The following is a 17,455-nucleotide window of genomic DNA, read 5'->3' on the forward strand; positions in this document are numbered from 1 at the left end:
CCCCCACTCCCGCGTTTTGCGCACTTGTCGCACTCCCGGACCCCGGAATTCCCGCGATAAGTGCGCAAAACGCGGGTAAAGAAGATGTGGAACGGCGCACGCTTTCCGAGGGTCGTCCACTACCGCCAGGTAACCTCGTACCCGATGTCCGAGACAGCAGAAGAGACGGTTCACGAGCCGCTCCCCACGCAGACCCGCACCCTCACCGGATGGGGACGCACCGCGCCCACCACCGCACAGGTGTTGTCCACGCCCGACGTCGAGCTGATCGCCAAGGCGGTCGCGCAGGTGGCGGAGCAGGACGAGTCGAAGCCGTCGCATCTGCGACGCGGCGTCATCGCGCGCGGCATGGGCCGCTCGTACGGTGACCCGGCGCAGAACGCGGGCGGGCTCGTCGTCGACATGAACGCGCTGAAGCGCATCCACAACATCGACTCCAACACCCGTCTGGTGACGGTGGACGCCGGTGTGAACCTGGATCAGCTGATGCGTGCCGCGCTGCCGTTCGGCCTGTGGGTTCCGGTGCTGCCGGGCACCCGTCAGGTCACCATCGGCGGCGCGATCGCGTCCGACATCCACGGCAAGAACCATCACAGCGCCGGCAGCTTCGGCAATCACGTGCGCTCGATGGATCTGCTCACCGCGGACGGCCAGATCCGCACCCTCACCCCGGCCGGCCGGAACGCGAAGCTGTTCTGGGCCACGGTCGGCGGCATGGGCCTGACGGGCATCATCCTCAAGGCGACCATCGAGATGACGCCGACCGAGACGGCGTACTTCATCGCCGACGGCGACGTCACCCACACGCTCGACGAGACCATCGCACTGCACAGCGACGGCAGCGAGAACAACTACGACTACTCGAGCGCTTGGTTCGACGCCATCGCGCCCGAGCCCAAGCTGGGTCGCGCGGCGATCTCCCGCGGCAGCCTCGCGAAGCTCGATCAGCTACCGGCGAAGCTGCAGAAGAATCCACTGAAGTTCGACGCGCCGACGCTGCTGACGTTCCCGGACGTCTTCCCGAACGGCCTGGCCAACAAGTTCAACTTCTCGGCGATCGGCGAGGTGTGGTTCCGCAAGTCCGGCACCTACCGCGGCAAGGTCCAGAATCTGACGCAGTTCTACCACCCGCTCGACATGTTCGGTGAGTGGAACCGCGCCTACGGCTCCAACGGTTTCCTGCAGTACCAGTTCGTGGTGCCGCCGGAGGCCGTCGGCGAGTTCAAGCAGATCATCCGCGACATCCAGTCGTCCGGTCATCACTCGTTCCTCAACGTGTTCAAGCTGTTCGGCGAGGGCAACAAGGCGCCGCTGAGCTTCCCGATGGCCGGCTGGAACATCTGCGTCGATTTCCGGATCAAGCCGGGCCTGAACGAGTTCGTCACCGAACTCGACAAGCGGGTGCTCGAATTCGGTGGCCGCCTGTACACCGCGAAGGATTCGCGGACCACGGCCGAGACGTTCCACGCGATGTACCCGCGCATCAACGAATGGATCAAGGTTCGCCGATCCGTCGACCCCACAGGCGTCTTCGCCTCCGACATGTCCAGAAGGTTGGAACTGCAGTGATCAACGCCGTCGGCAATCCCCAGACCCTGTTGCTCCTCGGTGGCACGTCCGAGATCGGGCTCGCGATCTGCGAGGAGTACCTGAAGAAGTCGCCGCTGCGCGTGATTCTCGCTGCGCTGCCGAACGATCCGGGCCGCGAGGCGGCCGTGACCCAGATGAAGGCTGCGGGAGCCACCGAGGTCGACGTCATCGACTTCGACGCGCTCGACACCGACAGCCACCCCAAGGTCATCGACGAGGCGTGGTCCAAGGGCGACGTCGACGTCGCGATCGTCGCGTTCGCTCTCGACGGTGACGCCGAGGAGTTGTGGCAGAACCAGCGCAAGGCCGTGCTGATCGCGAACGTCAACTACACCGCGTCCGTCTCGGTGGGCGTCCTCGTCGGCGAGAAGATGAAGGCACAGGGCTTCGGCCGCATCATCGCGATGTCGTCGGTGGCCGGCGAGCGTGTCAAGCGCGCCAACTTCGTCTACGGCTCCACCAAGGCGGGTCTCGACGGCTTCTACCTCGGACTTGGCGAGGCACTCGCCCCGTTCGGACCCAAGGTCACGGTCGTGCGACCGGGCATGGTGCGCACCAAGTTCAGCGCGCACGTCAAGGAAGCGCCGCTGACGGTGAACAAGGAGGACGTCGCCGCGCTCGCGGTCGCCGCGTCCGACAAGGGCAAGGAGATCGTCTGGGCACCGGGCCCGTTCCGGTTCGTGATGGTCGTGCTGCGGCACATCCCCCGCGCGATCTTCCGCAAGCTGCCCGTCTAGGAACAGCATTCGCGATCAGGCCCACCACAGTGCACTGCGGTGGGCCTGATCGTTTCGCTCTGGACTACATCGCCGAGCGGGGCTGGGCGGGGACGGCCCGCATGTCGTTGCCGGTGTTGGGCTTGACGCGCTGCCACGTGCCGTCGCTCTTGCAGGTCTGGTAGGTGCCGTCCGGGTGGTAGACCTTACTGCCGACGCTGTAGTCCTTGCCGTCGTAGACGCACACGGTCGTCTGGGTGCCGTCGGGGGCGGTACGAATCTCGGCGTGGGCAACTGCGGCTTGGGCGCCGACCACACCGCCGGCGACGAGAAGCGAAGCGGCGAGCGTCTTTACGGTGCGAGAGATCATCTGAGAGGGTCCTTCTGTGTCGGGGTCCGGGTGGACACCTACAACAGTGGCGTCCGCCCGGGACCGCCACCAGGCACCCGAGGGGTCCGAATCGCCCACCCATTTGCGTCCTCGAACGGGAACCCACGGCACGCTTCGAGCTGGTAGGCGTGCCGTGAACTCCCGTTCGTCTCGTGAGACCTCAGCCCGCGGACTTCCAGGCGTCGTCGAACAGCATGATGTCGGTGACGGTGCGCTTGACGCCGTGCACCGTCGGCTCCCACGCGGTCAGGACGGCCGCCGGCCCCCAGAGCACGTAGGGCACGGTCTCGTTCGCGTAGCGCTGGACGTCACCTATCGCATCCCGCTTGGCGTCGTCGGTGGGAGCCGTCTGCACCGCGAGCAGCAGGCGATCCATCTCGGGATCGGCGAATCCCGTTGCATTGTTGCGGGAGTCGCTTCCCATGCTGCCGTAGAGGTTCAGGAACGGCGCTTCCTCCCCGATGGGTGCGCCGCCCCGGGTCAGATCGAAATCGTGGTCCCGGTAGACCTTTCGAACCAGATCGGTGGTGTCGGTCGCATAGTCGACGGCGACGTCGAACCCGATCGACTGGAGCATCGCCTGGACCGTGAGCGCCGTCGCCTGCTGGCCGGGATCCTGGGTCGTCAGATACGAGATGCGCCCGTCGAAGCCGTCGGCCTTCGCCTCGTCGAGCAGCTCTCGGGCCCGTTCCGGGTCGAACCGGAGTCCCTCGTCGCCGCTGTACCACCGCGAACCTTCGGGAACGAGTTCCGAGCTGGCAGTGCCCAATCCTGCGTTGGCGCGCTGATTGATCGCCTCGGGATCGACACCGTAGGCGATGGCCTGGCGCACCCGGACATCCGCGCCCGGCCGTCCCGGACGGCTGTTGATCACGCCGATTCCGTTCTGGCCGGTCGGACTGAGGAATCCGGTGTACCCGTCGGCCAGTGCCTGATCGATGACCCGTTCGTCGCGGAGGATGAACGTCATGTCGAACTGGCCGCTGCGCATTGACTCGTACTGGGCCTGCGCGCCCGCCGTCGGAACGAAACGCAATGTGTTCAAGAGTGGTTTCCCACCCACGTAGTCGGCACGCGCGGAGAGCAGCAGCTCCTCGCGGGGCGCGAACTTCGTGACCGTGAACGGTCCTGCGCCGACCGGGGTGAACGTGCCGCCCGTGTCGGATCCGGCTCCGACGATCATTCCCGGCCCCAGGCTGAGGAGGGCGGGGAAATCACTCCAGGGCCGCTTCAGCCGGAACACGACGGTCAACTCGTCCGGCGTGTCGACAGTGTCGACGACGTTCGTCCAGGTCTGGGATGCATCGCCTTTCGCCGTCACGAAGCGCTCGATACTCCACTTCACGGCGTCGGCATCGAGGACGCTCCCGTCGCTGAAACGGGTGCCGGGACGCAACGTCACGGTGTAGGTCGTGAGGTCGTCACTGCCCTCGAACGTCTCCGCCAGCTGTGGAACGAATGTTCGGCTGTCGAAGTCGTGCCGGAGGAGGGTGTCGTAGATTGCTGCCATCTCGGTTCCGCCGGTCGAGGCGGCGGCCTGGGTCCGTGCCGGGTCGAGAACGGTCGGCAGCGAGTACGACCCGAAGGTGAGCGAGCCACCGGCGGCGGGTTCGGCGTCGTCTGGCTGCTCGCCCACGAAACCGGCCTGCCGTGGGGACGTGGACGCAGCGGTGGCATCCGAGTTCCCGGACGCGCATCCCGCGAGCAGGACGGCGACCGCAGTGAGGCCGCCCACCAACAGTCGAGCGGGCCGGAAGGCCTGGTTGTGCACGTTGTCCTCCGTTGTCGGATCGGTCGACTCACGAGCACGGTCCGTCCGCGACGAGCGGCGCGGACGGACCGTACGGAAAGCGCTGTGACTCAGATCTTCACGACCTTGGCGGTCGGGATCGGGTGCGAGTCGGCCTTGATCCAGCGCATTGCCCACGTGCCCTCGGTGTGGCCGTCGGTGCTGATCCAGTTGCCGTAACCGGGGTCCTTGGCCGCAACGACGATCGTGAGGGTCCCGTCGTCGTTGAGCTTGGCGGTGTGGTTGTTGATGTAGATGTTCGAGCGGTGGTAGTCGAGCGATTCCACCCAGAAATTTTGCAACACGAAGTTGTAGTACTCGCAGTTCGGGACCTCGGTCTCGATCACCCACGCCTCGTCCTCGGCGAGCTTCCAGTAGCCGTGGAAGTAGAAGATCGTCGGGTCACCGCCGGCCTTCTGGAACTGCTCTTGGCCCCGGTCGAAGATCTCGTTGGCTTGCGGCATGAACTCACGCGACCATTCGAGGAACGTCGCTGCCGACCCCTTCAGCATGCCGATCGCACGGTCGAAACGTTCTCCGAGTTCTTCCTCGGTCAGTGGAACGAAGTCACCGTCCGGGTTCAGGCACTCGATCGACAGCTCACCGGGCACCTCGTTGCGGCGGTCCGCGTAGGTCTGCCGCACGGAAATCAGGTTGCTGTCCACGGAAAGCGGCAGCCATGCCCCTTCGGCCGGCTTGTCCACGCTGGCAATGAACTCGAACCGGCCGTGCTGGTCGATTTCGAGGTCGTGGATGTGGAGGTCGCCGGTCTGCAGCATGGTGCCGTCGATGTGGTACCGGTTGACGCGGGAACCGAACGTGATCAGCGGGATGGTCCCGCGCGTGCCGGTGATCCGGTACGTGTACTTGCCGGAGATGTTGGCGCGCATATAGATGTTGTCCGGGTTGTCGGCGCCGATCTTCGTCATCATGTTCGGGTTCGGCGCCGACGTGAACTGGGGCCAGCGCGGATCGGTGTACTCGACGCAGTTGATCGTCGAGTAGCGCAGCAGGCGCGACAGGTAGCGGGCGCCCTCGGCCTGTGTCAGCGGATCCTGCGGCACGATCGGGTCCGACAAGATCTTGCCCACGTCGAGCAGGTCGGTGCAGAACTTTTCCCAGGTGGCGTTCATTGTGGATTCCTATCCAGGAGGGGGGTCAGGCGGTGGCGAACTTGGCGTCGACCTCAGCAGCGGTGATTCCGAAGTCTTCGAGCGAGTACTTGTGCGACGGACGGCGGTGGTCGGCGAGGCTGGCCTCGTGGGCATCCGCGATCGCCCGGCGCGCCTCGTCGGAGAACGGCATCGCGAACTGGGTGTAGACCTTCTCGGCCGTCCCGATCGGGTCGGCCACGAAGTCCCGGTAGTCGATGTCGATGAACTGCTCGGGGTTGTGGCGAGCCCGGGCCTCCTGGAAGTTCGCGTTCCCGCGCGCCCACAGATCCAGCTGGGTCCGTCCGATGATCTTGCGGTCGAAGGCCTTCGACATACCGTGCCCGCCCTGCTCGGCGAGGCTGAAGGTCGACGCCATCGAGGTGTGCGGGTCACGGAAGGTGCGAACGAACAGCGCGTCCGGGAAGACCTTCAGGATGTCGTCGATCGCGAAGACGTGGCTCGGGCTCTTGAGCACCCAGCGGCGATCACGATCGTTCATACCGATGAGCTGCAGGTTCTTCTTGTACCGGGCATAGGTGTCGGTCCAGTCCTGCTTCGCCAGCCATTCCGTGTACGACGGCACGTACGCGATGGTGTCGAACGAGGTCGACAGCATCGTCTGCTGGAGCAGTCGCCAGCATTCCTCGACTTCCTCGGCGCCCATGAAGTGCACCTTCATCAGGTCGGCCTCGTTCGCCTGACGGGCCCGGTAGAAGGCGTCGCAGCGGAGGAAATCGGGGTTCTCGGACCAGGTCTCGCGGGCGGGACGCGGTTGCGGAGCCTCGGCCAGCCACATCTCGACACCCTGATTGGCAGGGTCTGCGCTGAGAAGGCGATGGAGCGCGGTGGTGCCCGTACGGGTCAGTCCGCACATGAAGATCGGCCGCTCGATCGCAACATCGACATGCCCGGGGTTGCGCGCGAACGCAGCCTCGCTGATCAGCCTGCCTCTGAGCGCCGACACGATCATCTTCCGGGCGACCACTCGCCCTTGCGGGGTGAGGTCGGCCTCGTTCGCGAACGAGTCCAACAGAACCCGCAAACCCTCGAGGTGCTCGTCGCCACCGAAATCGTCCAGACCGGTTTCTTCAGACGCCTGCGCGTGCAGGTCCTCGATGGAACCGATTCCGTCGTAATCCTGAGTCATTCCTACATCCTTGTGAGAGTGGATCAGTGGTGGGCATGGCCGCAGTTGACGTCCAGGCACTGCCCTGTGATCGCGCGAGCGAGGTCGGAGGCGAGGAACAGCACCGCATTCGCGATGTCGTCGGGTTCGGGCAGCCGACGCAGATCGGTGTCGGCCGCGATCTCGGCGTACACCTCGGCCGGCTCGACTCCGCGCTGATCGGCCTGCTTCTCCACCATCCGCTGGACTCGTTCCGCCCAGATATAACCCGGTGCAACAGAATTCACCCGAATACCCATCGGGCCCATCTCCACCGAGAGACTGCGAGCGAGAGCCAGCAGCCCGGATTTCTGCACCCGGTAGGCCCCGAAGTTCGGCAACTGGTTCCGAAGCACCATCGAGTTGATCATCACGACCGACCCCTGCGACTTCTCCAGCGCGGGCACCAGTTTCCGGGTCAGGTTGAGCGCTGCCAGCAGGTTGATGTCCAGACCCTGACGCACCGTATCGAAGTCGGCGTCGAGTAGTCGCTCGTGGGGTGGCTGCACGAACGCGTTGTGCACCACCGCGTCGACCGCCCCGAACTCCGCGAGTGCCGCGTCGACGAGGTTCGTCACCGATGCATCGTCGGTGAGATCGGTCGGCACGGACAGCGCGATACCGCCCAGTTCTCGGATCTCCTCGGCGACCTCGGTCAGCCGCGACTCGGTCCGTGCGGCGAGGACGATCCGGGCGCCGGCCAGCGCGCCGCGGACCGCCACCGAGCGCCCGAGCCCCGCCCCGACACCGGAGACGACCACGACCTTCCCGTCGAGCAGCGCCGGCATCTGCTGTGGTGCTTGCAATCCCAACGTCATACCTGCGCCTCCGGATCCAGAACAACGCTGAGCGAGACGATCTTGCCGGTGTCGTCGAACTCGAAGAGATCGCTGGCAAGGAAGTCGGGCATGCCCTCTCGCTGCACGCGCAACTGCATCGCGGCATACCGGCCGGAGACGACGATCGGCGAGTGACGGCTCACCGTGAACGCCACCTTCGCGTTCGCGGTGTCGAACTCGCGGATCTCGTCGATGCCGCGGTAGGTCCGGACACCCAGCGGCTCATGCTGGACCGCGTCGGTCGCGAACAACGCCACCAGTTCGTCGACATCGTGATTGCCGAGATGCTTGACGTACGAATCGATCACCGAACATATTTCGTCTCGGGTAGGCACAGGGAACGCTCCTCGGGTGTGATTGGCAGGATCGGGCCGGATCAGGAGATGACGCCGCGTTCGCGGAGGACCTCGACGATGCGGTCGGCCGCATGTTCCGGGGTCAGCTCGGCGGTGTCGATCCGGACGTCCGGTGAGGTGGGCGTCTCGTAGGGCGAATCGACGCCGGTGAAGTTGGCGAGCTCCCCACGTCGCGCCTTCCGGTAGAGCCCCTTGGGATCGCGCTCCTCGGCCACCTCGATGGGCGTGTCGACGAACACTTCGCAGAATCGATCGGTCCCGATCAGTTCGCGGGCAGCATCGCGTTCGGCACGGAACGGCGAGATGAACGACGCGAGGACGATCAGGCCGGCATCGGCCATCAACCGGGCCACCTCGGTGACCCGGCGGATGTTCTCCACCCGGTCCGCCTCGGTGAAGCCGAGGTCGCGACCCAGACCGTGCCTCACGTTGTCGCCGTCGAGCAGGTAGGTGTGGCACCCGAGGGTGTACAGCCGACGTTCCAGTTCGTTGGCGATGGTCGACTTCCCCGAGCCCGAAAGTCCGGTGAACCAGACGATCTGGGGGCGGTGGCCCTTCAGCAGCGAACGGGCCTCGTCGTTCACGTCGACGGCCTGCCAGTGGATGTTGTCCGAACGGCGCAGCGAGTGCGCGATCATTCCGGCCCCGACGGTGGTGTTCGTCAGCCGGTCGATGAGGATGAAGCCACCGGTATCGCGGTTGTCGGCGTAGGGATCGAACGGCACCGGCCGGTCGAAGCTGATGTTGCAGACGCCGATCTCGTTGAGGGCCAACGTGTTGGTGGCGGTCTGTTCGAGAGTGTTGACGTTCACCTTGTACTTCGGCCGGGTGATTCGCGCCTGCACGGTCACGGTGCCGATCTGGCACAGGTAGGGCCGCTCGGGCAGCATCTCGTGCTCACCCATCCACACCAGCTGCGCCTCGAACTGGTCGGCGACGCACGGCAGCGCGTCGACACCGGCGAGGACGTCACCGCGGCTGATGTCGATCTCGTCGGCGAGGGTGATGGTGACCGACCGGCCGGCCACGGCCTCGTCCAGATCGCCGTCCATCGTCACGATCCGCGCCACGGTCGATTCCCGCCCGCTCGGCAGCGCGCGCACCCGGTCCCCGGGGCGCACGATGCCGCTCACGATCTGCCCCGAGAAGCCACGGAAATCGAGGTCCGGCCGGTTCACCCACTGCACGGGCATCCGGAACGGTGCGGTCTGCACCGCGTCCTCGATCTCGACGGTCTCGAGGTGATCGATCAGCGTCGGCCCGGTGTACCACTGGGTGTTCGGGCTGTGCTCGGTGAGGTTGTCGCCGACGTACGCCGACATCGGGATCGGTACCACGTTTTCGAGCCCGATCTCGGCCGCGAAGTCCGCGTACTCGCCGGCGATGCGCTCGAACACCTCTTGCGAGTAGTCGACGAGATCGAGCTTGTTCACGGCCAGGACCACGTGCCGAATCCCCAGGAGCGACACCAGGTACGAGTGTCGGCGGGTCTGTGTGAGCACACCCTTGCGGGCGTCGACCAGGATCACGGCGAGGTCAGCCGTCGAGGCGCCGGTGACCATGTTGCGTGTGTACTGCTCGTGCCCCGGAGTGTCGGCAACGACGAACTTCCGCCGCTCGGTGGTGAAGTAGCGGTAGGCGACATCGATGGTGATGCCCTGCTCGCGCTCTGCCGCGAGCCCGTCCACCAGGAGCGCGAAGTCGAGACCCTCACCCTGGGTACCGACCTTCTTCGAATCGTTCTCGAGTGCGCTGAGCTGATCCTCGAACACCAACTTGGACTCGTACAGCAGACGCCCGATCAGGGTGGACTTGCCGTCGTCGACGCTGCCGCACGTGATGAAGCGCAGCATGGACTTGTTCGCGTGCCGTTCGAGGTACTGCTCGATGTCGTCGGCGATCAGATTGGATGCGTGGGCCATCAGAAGTACCCCTCCTGCTTCTTCTTCTCCATCGAGGCACTGCTGTCGTGGTCGATCACGCGCCCCTGCCGCTCGGACGTGGTGGTGAGCAGCATCTCCTGGATCACGTCGGTGAGGGTCGCGGCCGTCGACTCGACGGCGCCGGTCAGCGGGTAGCAGCCCAGGGTCCGGAACCGCACGCTCCGCATCTCCGGAACCTCACCGGGCCGCAACGGCATTCGATCGTCGTCGACCATGATGAGGGTGCCGTCCCGCTCCACGACCGGCCGCTTCGCGGCGAAGTAGAGCGGCACGATCGGGATGTCCTCCTGCCGGATGTACTCCCAGACGTCGAGCTCGGTCCAGTTCGACAACGGGAACACCCGCAGCGTCTCACCGGGAGAACGCCGGACGTTGTACATCCGCCACAGTTCGGGACGCTGGCGCTTGGGATCCCAGCGGTGTTCCGCCGAGCGCACCGAGAAGACGCGCTCCTTGGCGCGGGACTTCTCCTCGTCGCGGCGCGCGCCGCCGAACGCGGCGTCGAACTTGTAGTGGTCGAGTGCCTGCTTGAGGCCCTCGGTCTTCCACATGTCGGTGTGGGTCGACGAGCCGTGTGTGAAGGGATTGATGCCCTTCTCCACACACTCGGGGTTCTGGTGAACGAGGAGATCGAAATCACCTGCGGCTGCGGACTCGTCGCGCAGCTTGTACATCTCCTTGAACTTCCACGTGGTGTCCACGTGCAGCAAGGGGAACGGCAGCCGGGACGGGTAGAACGCCTTGCGGGCAAGGTGCAGCATCACCGCGCTGTCCTTGCCGACCGAGTACAGCATCACGGGGTTCTCACTCCCCGCGACGGCCTCGCGCATGATGTGGATGCTCTCGGCCTCGAGTCTCTCGAGGTGGGTCAGCGCACGGGTCATCGTGCAAGTACCTCCAGTGCTTTGTCCGCCCACTCGGGGCGGCAGATCAGTAGATCGGGCAACCAGGGGTTCTCCTGGTTGTAGACGAGTTCGGACCCGTCGATACGTGAAACATGAAGTCCGGCAGCACGCGCGACGGCGACGGGCGCCGCCGAATCCCACTCGTACTGGCCTCCGGCGTGCGCGTAGACGTCCACGTCGCCGCGGACCACCGCCATCGCCTTGGCGCCGGCCGAGCCCATCTCGACCAGTTCGGCGTCGAGCGCAGCGGCCAACTCCATGACGGGCGCCGGCCGTCGGGTCCGACTGACGACGACGCGAGGTACGACGCGCAGCGGCGGCAGGTCGACCGGCCCGTCCATCGTCGAGTACGTGACGCCGGCCGCGGGCATCGCGACGGCTCCGACGGTGAGGGCGCCGCGGTCGACGAGGGCGACGTGCACCGCCCAGTCGGCGCGGTCGGCCTCCCCGAATTCGCGGGTGCCGTCGAGCGGGTCGACGATCCACACGCGCTCGGCGTCGAGGCGGGCCAGGTCGTCGGCGCCCTCCTCGGAGAGCACCGCGTCCTGCGGGAACCGGTCCCGCAGGAGTCCGGTGATGAGCTCGTGGCTCCGTCGGTCGCCCGCCGCCCGGATCTCTGCGGCGTCGACCCCCGGAGTCGCCAGACCCTCACGCAGATCGAGCAGCAGTTTCCCGGCCTCCGTGGCGATTTCGACCGCGGCGAGCGAGTCTGCTCCCGACGCGGAAGCAGAATCGGATGTGGTCGGGGTCACGGCACGAGTGGTCATGGGAGTGACTGTAACCACAGAATGAACCATGTTCAATCCCAAAACGAACATTGTTCATTCTTGGTGGTCGGCGATCCGCCCCGCTACGGTGTTGCGGTGGGTGAAGCGAGCGGAGGGTCGATCTACGGCGATGCGGAGGCCCGGCGACGCCGGACGCTCGACGCTGCCGCGGCATTGCTGGACGAGGGCGGGTACTCGGCACTGACGATCCGGTCGGTCGCACAGCGCTCCGGCACGAGCACCGGACTCATCTACCAGTACTTCGCCGACAAGCAGGACATCTTCATGGCGCTGCTCGACGAGAACATCGTCGAGTCGACGCGGGCCGTCGCAGCGCTGCCCCGCGACCGCGGCGTGGCCGCGCTGATCGCCGCCATCATCGACGAGTCCGCCCGTCGGTGGGGTCGCCTCGGTCGCATGTCCCAGATCTGGCGCGACGCCGAGCGGCCCGCGGACGCGGAGCGCGAATCACTTCGCGCAGTGCATGATTCGGGTAATCGCTATGACGAGGCGGTACTCGAGGCCGTCACCGACGCGGCAGCGAAGGAGGGGCGCGTCCTACGCGACGAGGCCGCGGTGCTGCCCTTCCTGCTGTCCGGCATGCAGGGCGTCGCCGCCAGCATCGTCAACAACTGGGCGTCCTACCTCGACTCCGACGAGTTCGCGCAGTTCTCGGCAGCGGCGCTCACGCGGGCGATCACCCGCACCGACCCCTCCCCCTGACCCCCCGCGTTTTGCGCACTTGATGCGCTCCGGAGGGCCGGATTCTGACGACAAGTGCGCGAAACGCGGTCAGGAGGAGGCGGCGGCCCAGGCGGCGAGGACCGTGCGGATGCCGGTGATCAGGGCGAGAGGCTGGTCGATCATCGTGTGATGGCCCGCGTCGGGGATCTCGGCGACGATCGCCGACGGACCGAACCGCTCCCGCATCTGCTCCATCAACTCGTCGGAGACGATGCCGTGCTGGGCACGGAAGTACGCAATCGGGCAGCGCGGCACGGCGACGGCCAGCGTGTCACCGCCGGAGCGGGTGAACATGGCGGGGTCGAACTTCCACGACCAGCCGCCCTCGACGGCCATGAGCGACGTCTCCGCCACGTGCTCGCGAACGCACGGCACCGCCGCCTCCTGCGGCGGCACGAATCGGAAGCGGGCGAGCGCCTCCTCCCGCGTCGGGTACACCTTCTTGGGTCCGAACGCGGCCTTGCGGCGCGCGGCATCCTCCTCGGGGGTGCGCTGCCGGATCGGGGAGTCGACGATCTGCACGCCGGCGAGCCGGTCGCCGTGGAGGTCCGCCGCGACGAACGACACGATGCCGCCCATACTGTGGCCCACCACGACCGGACGGCCCTCGATGCCCGACGCCGATGCCACCGCCGCCACCTCGTGCGCCCACTGGTCGAGCGAGTAGTGCTCACGGGTGTCGCTGTCACCGTGCCCACTGAGGTCCAGTGCGACGACGCGGCGATCGCCCGCGAGCTGCGGGCCGATATGGTCCCACCACCGCGAATGCGCCGCCCCGCCGTGCACGAGCACGAGACCCGGCTGCCCCGCTGCGCCCCACGCGCGGAATCGGATGGCAGCGCCGTCGACGTCCACCTCGCCGGTCTCGACCGGCGCAGCCAGCGCCTCCCGGAACCACTGCGGAGTCTGCGCGTGCTCGTCACTCATTCCTCGAACCTACTGAACCCCGGTCCCGGACCCGCGCCCAAGTAAGCTCGGGCCGTGTCGCAATCAGGTGCAGCCCCCCTCGCAACGTCGCGAGTCGCCCCTGCCCGACTGGCCGGTGGAACCGCTGTCGAGATGATCCTCGGGGCCTTCGTGGCCGCGATCGTCGCCGCGGTGGGACTGTTCGCCTTCGGTCGGGTGTCGTGGCCGGCGTTTCCGTCGTCGAACGTCACACAGGCCGTCACGACGGTGGGGCAGGTCGTCACGATCGCCGTTCTCGCGCTGTGTGTCGCCCTCTTCCGCGCCCGACGGTGGACCCGCGCGGCGACCCTACTGTCGTGGGCCGGGCTGTCCGGCTTCGTGACGGTGACGCTCGGCATGCCGCTGAGCGCCACGAAGCTGTACCTGCACGGCGTTTCGGTCGACCAGGAGTTCCGCACCGAATACCTCACGCGCCTCACCGATTCCGCAGCGCTGCACGACATGACGTACGCGGATCTACCGCCGTACTACCCGGCCGGGTGGTTCTGGATCGGCGGACGTGTCGCGAACCTGCTCGGCATGGACGGCTGGGAGACCTTCAAGCCGTACGCGATCGGTTCGATCGCCGTAGCCGCCGTCGTCGCGCTGGTGTTGTGGACCAAGCTGATTCGCACCGACCGCGCGATCGTGGTCGCGCTGGCAACCGCCGCGCTGACAGTCGCGTACGCCTCGTCCGAGCCGTACGGCGCCGTGATCGCCGTCCTGATTCCACCGGTCCTCGTGCTGGCGTGGGGCGGACTGCACCGTCCGGATCGGACCGGCCGCGGAGGATGGGGCGCCGTTGTCGGCACCGGCATCTTCCTCGGTGTCGCCGCCGCGTTCTACACGCTGTACCTCGGACTCTCGGCATTCGCCATCACGCTCATGGCCCTGGTCGCGGCGGGTCTCGCCGTCCGGGCGCAAGGCTCGTGGCGCGGAGCAGTCGCCCCCTTGGTTCGGTTGGCCGTCATCGCCGCGATCGCGATCGCGATCGCGCTTACCGTCTGGCTGCCCTATCTGCTCGAGGCGCTGCACGGTGTGCCCGCCGGTAGCGGCACCGCCACGCACTACCTCCCCGACGCCGGTGCGCGCCTGCCGCTTCCGATGCTCCAGCTCTCGCTCTCCGGGGCGCTGTGTCTGCTCGGCACGATCTGGCTGGTGTTCCGGGTGACCTCGTCACGTCGAGCCCAACCGCTCGGCATCGGCGTGGTGGCGATCTACCTGTGGTCGCTGATGTCGATGGCGTTCACCGCGGTGGGTGGCACGTTGCTGTCCTTCCGCCTCGAACCGGTGCTCATCCTGCTGCTCGGGGCGGCCGGCGTGTTCGGCTTCTTCGACTTCGCGCGCTGGCTCGTCCTGGCGACGAGCGATAATCCGCGAGTGAAGGCGTCCGTCGTCGTGATCGGACTCGTGGGTCTGATCGCCTTCGCGCAGAACATCCCCCAGGTGCTGTCGAACGACATCACCGTCGCGTACACCGACACGGACGGCGACGGTGCCCGCGGCGACCAGCGCCCGCCCGGCGCGGCCTCCTACTACGGCGACATCGACCGGACGATCCTCGAGCGGCGCCCCGGCGAGCGCCACGACACGGTGGTGCTCACGTCGGACACCAGCTTCCTCAGCTTCTACCCGTACTACGGATTCCAGGCGCTGACGTCGCACTACGCGAATCCTTTGGCGCAGTTCCGCGAGCGCTCGGAGGCGATCGAGAGCTGGACGGAGTTCGAGACGCCGGACGAGCTCGTCGCTGCGCTCGACGAATTGCCCTGGCGCGCACCGGACGTGTTCGTCTTCCGCAAGAGCGCCGACGGCTACACCCTGCGCCTGGCCGAGGACGTCTACCCGAACGATCCGAACGTCCGCCGCTACAGCGTCTCCTTCCCGAAATCGCTGTTCGACGACCCGCGCTTCACCGTCGACGAGGTGGGACCGTTCGCGATCGTGACGCGCGTCGGCTGAGTCAGACCACGTGGTGACGGTCGGCCCGGCTGACCGTCACCGCCGCCACGAGCACACCGACCACGACGCCGATGAGTGTGTCCAGGATTCGGGTCATACCGGCCTCGGGGGTGATCGGCGACGTGAACCCGGTGAGCACCAGAGCCATCGGTGTCACCACGAGCGACGTGAGCGCGTAGTTGATCAGCACCATGAGCTCGGCGGCGGTCTGCAGGACGATGACAGCGACGACCGCCTGCCAGAATCCCAGGGACAGGGCGATGAGCCCGGCCGCGATGACGGCACCACCGATGTTGCCCACCAGTCGCTGAATACCCCGCTGTACGGTCTGCGTGAAGTTGAGGCCCTGCAGAGCCGCGATCGCGCCCATCGACGCCCACAGCGGATGTGCGAGCCCGCACGCCCACGCGAACCAACCCGCGGCGGCAGAGGCCGCAGCAACCCGATAGGCGGTGTGCCGAAGCGCCGCGGACCGAACGTTCACCCGTGCCACGTGCAGCATTCGGGCCGGGGCCGGCAGTTCGGTGCGAGGTGTCGGGCGGTCACCGACGCCGCCGAGACGTCCGGACCTCTTCACCTTGCGGAGTTCACGTTCGTGCCGGGCGATCTCACGAATCCGGGTCGGGTCACCCTCGGCCACCCAGGTGTCGATCGCATCTGCGGCGGCGTCGAGCAGCAGCGCGAGATCGTGGCCGTGCCCGCGCCGCGCGCGCGAGTGTCCGCTGGCGGCCAGGATATCCCGGGCGCGCCCCACGGCCGCTCGCGCCGCCGAAACCTGCTCGGCGCCCGTATGTTCGAGTGACCCGACGGCCACCAGCGCCCGCGCGGCCGCCAGCCGAGCCGGACCCAACGGCAGAAGCAGGCCCGGCAGCATCGCCGCTACCCAGCCGACCGCGACGCCCACGGCGGCGGCCGTCGTCACCGACAGGACATCGCCCGACGCCGTCGAGTAGCCGGCCGCCCCGGTTGCCGCGAAGATCAGGATCACCGGGCCGGGCCCGATCAGCTGGAAGGTGTTCATGAAGGCCGATGCAAGGCCCGCCGCCACCGACAGAACGCCGATCAGCACGACGGTAGGCAGCGCTGCCGCGCCCAGGAGACCACCGAACGCGACGAAGGCAACGAGCGCCAGACCGACGAGGGACAACTTCCCCGCCAGACGCGGGTACGGCTCGTATCGGCCGAACGCCGACGCCAACGCACCCAACGCCGCGAATCCGGCCAACTCCCGATAACCGAGGAGGCCGGCCACGACGAACACGATCGCCGTGGCGAAACCGACCCGCAGCGCCGGCGCGATCGTCGCGTCGGCCGCCCGCAGGTCGAACGCCCGGCGCCAGGTGCTCGGTGCGACCGCGTGCGCCAAGGCTCCCCGGGCGTGGTCGAACCGGGTGGGGTCAGGGGTCTCGAGCGCCGTCACTTCAACCAGTGTACGCGCACTAGTTCACTAGTAAAATACTAATGAAGTGAACAGTGCTCGCGGCTAGGATGGGGAAGTGGATCCGACCGTCAGCGCCGAGCCTGATTTCATCGACAAAGTCCGTCTGGAGTGGGCATCGACCTACCCGGACGTCGACACGTCTCCGATCGAGGTGCTCGGACGGATCACTCGGATCAGCTCACAGGCCCTGCACCGACTCGACCGCGCCTTGGGCCCCAGCGGAGTGTCGCGCGCCGAGTTCGAGGTGCTCTGCGCACTTGCCCGCAGCGAGCGCCCGCTCCGTGCCAGCGAGGTGACCGCGGTGACGATGGTGAGCGGTGCTGCCACCACCAAGCATGCCGATCGGCTGGTGAAGCTGGGGCTCGTGGCGCGGGAGCGTTTCGAGCGCGACGGTCGCGTCGTCCTGCTCAGGGTGACCGACGCCGGCCGCGCAATGGTCGACGAGGAATTTCCGCGCCGGGTCGAGCGGGATCGGCAACTGCTGCAAGGACTCGACGACGACGAGCGTGCGCTCTTGGCCGGCCTCCTGCGCCGGATCGCCCGAAATTCCGACGACGCCGAGCGCCCGTAGGCATTCGACTCGCTCGCCTCGATCCGGGGCCGGCGGCGGTAAAAGAATGGTCGGTGAAAGAGGTGCTGAAATGCCGGAAGGCCCCCACCAATGCTGGTGGGGGCCTTCCGGTTAACGGGTGTTCGGCGGTGTCCTACTCTCCCACACCCTGTCGAGTGCAGTACCATCGGCGCTGGA

16 protein-coding genes are annotated in these 17,455 nt (G+C 67.0%); 5 read left to right on the plus strand and 11 right to left on the minus strand.

Annotation, left to right across the window (positions count from 1 at the left end):
- Positions 1-144 precede the first annotated feature (144 nt).
- Entirely contained in the window at positions 145-1,569 is a 1,425-nt protein-coding gene (gene dprE1 / locus PSS76_RS21040) for a decaprenylphosphoryl-beta-D-ribose oxidase (protein WP_221278379.1), read from the plus strand.
- The gene (dprE2, locus tag PSS76_RS21045) at positions 1,566-2,327 is read left to right on the plus strand and encodes a decaprenylphospho-beta-D-erythro-pentofuranosid-2-ulose 2-reductase (RefSeq protein WP_064059766.1); all 762 of its coding nucleotides are present in this window, start codon (positions 1,566-1,568) and stop codon (positions 2,325-2,327) included. Before dprE1 ends, dprE2 begins: the two co-directional genes overlap by 4 nt.
- A 64-nt stretch (positions 2,328-2,391) precedes the next feature.
- Here the strand turns inward: dprE2 and PSS76_RS21050 are convergent, their stop codons facing one another.
- From PSS76_RS21050 to PSS76_RS21090, 9 genes are all read right to left on the minus strand, one after another.
- Positions 2,392-2,676: a hypothetical protein gene (locus PSS76_RS21050; RefSeq protein WP_064059765.1), complete on the minus strand. Its 285-nt coding sequence runs from the start codon at positions 2,674-2,676 to the stop codon at positions 2,392-2,394.
- A 181-nt stretch (positions 2,677-2,857) separates the two neighbouring features.
- Entirely contained in the window at positions 2,858-4,468 is a 1,611-nt protein-coding gene (locus tag PSS76_RS21055; RefSeq protein ID WP_084846674.1) for an ABC transporter substrate-binding protein, read from the minus strand.
- Positions 4,469-4,557: 89 nt separating this feature from the next.
- On the minus strand, positions 4,558-5,619 hold the full coding sequence (locus PSS76_RS21060) for a DUF1214 domain-containing protein (protein WP_005516281.1): 1,062 nt from the start codon (positions 5,617-5,619) through the stop codon (positions 4,558-4,560).
- 25 nt (positions 5,620-5,644) lie between these two features.
- Positions 5,645-6,787: a sulfotransferase family protein gene (locus PSS76_RS21065; protein ID WP_221278378.1), complete on the minus strand. Its 1,143-nt coding sequence runs from the start codon at positions 6,785-6,787 to the stop codon at positions 5,645-5,647.
- A gap of 23 nt (positions 6,788-6,810) precedes the next feature.
- Positions 6,811-7,623: an SDR family oxidoreductase gene (locus PSS76_RS21070; RefSeq protein ID WP_081186187.1), complete on the minus strand. Its 813-nt coding sequence runs from the start codon at positions 7,621-7,623 to the stop codon at positions 6,811-6,813.
- Positions 7,620-7,979 (minus strand): nuclear transport factor 2 family protein, encoded by a 360-nt coding sequence (locus PSS76_RS21075; protein WP_013414532.1) that lies wholly within the window; start codon positions 7,977-7,979, stop codon positions 7,620-7,622. The genes PSS76_RS21070 and PSS76_RS21075 overlap by 4 nt, the downstream gene beginning before the upstream one ends.
- 41 nt (positions 7,980-8,020) lie before the next feature.
- Positions 8,021-9,922 carry a sulfate adenylyltransferase subunit CysN gene (gene cysN, locus PSS76_RS21080; protein WP_081188594.1) on the minus strand — a complete coding sequence of 634 codons (1,902 nt, stop codon included), beginning with the start codon at positions 9,920-9,922 and terminating at the stop codon, positions 8,021-8,023.
- The gene (cysD, locus tag PSS76_RS21085) at positions 9,922-10,827 is read right to left on the minus strand and encodes a sulfate adenylyltransferase subunit CysD (RefSeq protein ID WP_005516287.1); all 906 of its coding nucleotides are present in this window, start codon (positions 10,825-10,827) and stop codon (positions 9,922-9,924) included. Before cysD ends, cysN begins: the two co-directional genes overlap by 1 nt.
- Complete coding sequence (locus PSS76_RS21090; RefSeq protein ID WP_081205672.1) at positions 10,824-11,615, minus strand: 3'(2'),5'-bisphosphate nucleotidase CysQ; 792 nt, start codon at positions 11,613-11,615, stop codon at positions 10,824-10,826. The genes cysD and PSS76_RS21090 overlap by 4 nt, the downstream gene beginning before the upstream one ends.
- Positions 11,616-11,711: 96 nt before the next feature.
- Between PSS76_RS21090 and PSS76_RS21095 the strand changes: the two genes are divergently transcribed.
- Positions 11,712-12,338, plus strand: coding sequence for a TetR/AcrR family transcriptional regulator (locus PSS76_RS21095; protein ID WP_044990294.1), 627 nt, complete (start codon positions 11,712-11,714; stop codon positions 12,336-12,338).
- Positions 12,339-12,407: 69 nt separating this feature from the next.
- Here the strand turns inward: PSS76_RS21095 and PSS76_RS21100 are convergent, their stop codons facing one another.
- Entirely contained in the window at positions 12,408-13,286 is an 879-nt protein-coding gene (locus PSS76_RS21100) for an alpha/beta fold hydrolase (RefSeq protein WP_013414528.1), read from the minus strand.
- Between the two features lie 132 nt (positions 13,287-13,418).
- Between PSS76_RS21100 and PSS76_RS21105 the strand changes: the two genes are divergently transcribed.
- Positions 13,419-15,266: a galactan 5-O-arabinofuranosyltransferase gene (locus PSS76_RS21105; protein ID WP_221278736.1), complete on the plus strand. Its 1,848-nt coding sequence runs from the start codon at positions 13,419-13,421 to the stop codon at positions 15,264-15,266.
- Between the two features lies 1 nt (position 15,267).
- Here PSS76_RS21105 and PSS76_RS21110 read toward each other — a convergent pair whose 3' ends face one another.
- A complete protein-coding gene (locus PSS76_RS21110; protein ID WP_205317339.1) occupies positions 15,268-16,686 on the minus strand; it encodes an FUSC family protein in 1,419 nt (472 codons plus the stop codon).
- Positions 16,687-16,762: 76 nt separating this feature from the next.
- Here PSS76_RS21110 and PSS76_RS21115 point away from each other — a divergent pair, with 76 nt between their 5' ends.
- The gene (locus PSS76_RS21115; RefSeq protein ID WP_013414525.1) at positions 16,763-17,278 is read left to right on the plus strand and encodes a MarR family winged helix-turn-helix transcriptional regulator; all 516 of its coding nucleotides are present in this window, start codon (positions 16,763-16,765) and stop codon (positions 17,276-17,278) included.
- Positions 17,279-17,455 lie beyond the last annotated feature (177 nt).

The sequence above is a fragment of the Prescottella sp. D32 genome, assembly GCF_037287305.1.
In the GTDB taxonomy this organism is placed as follows: domain Bacteria; phylum Actinomycetota; class Actinomycetes; order Mycobacteriales; family Mycobacteriaceae; genus Prescottella; species Prescottella equi.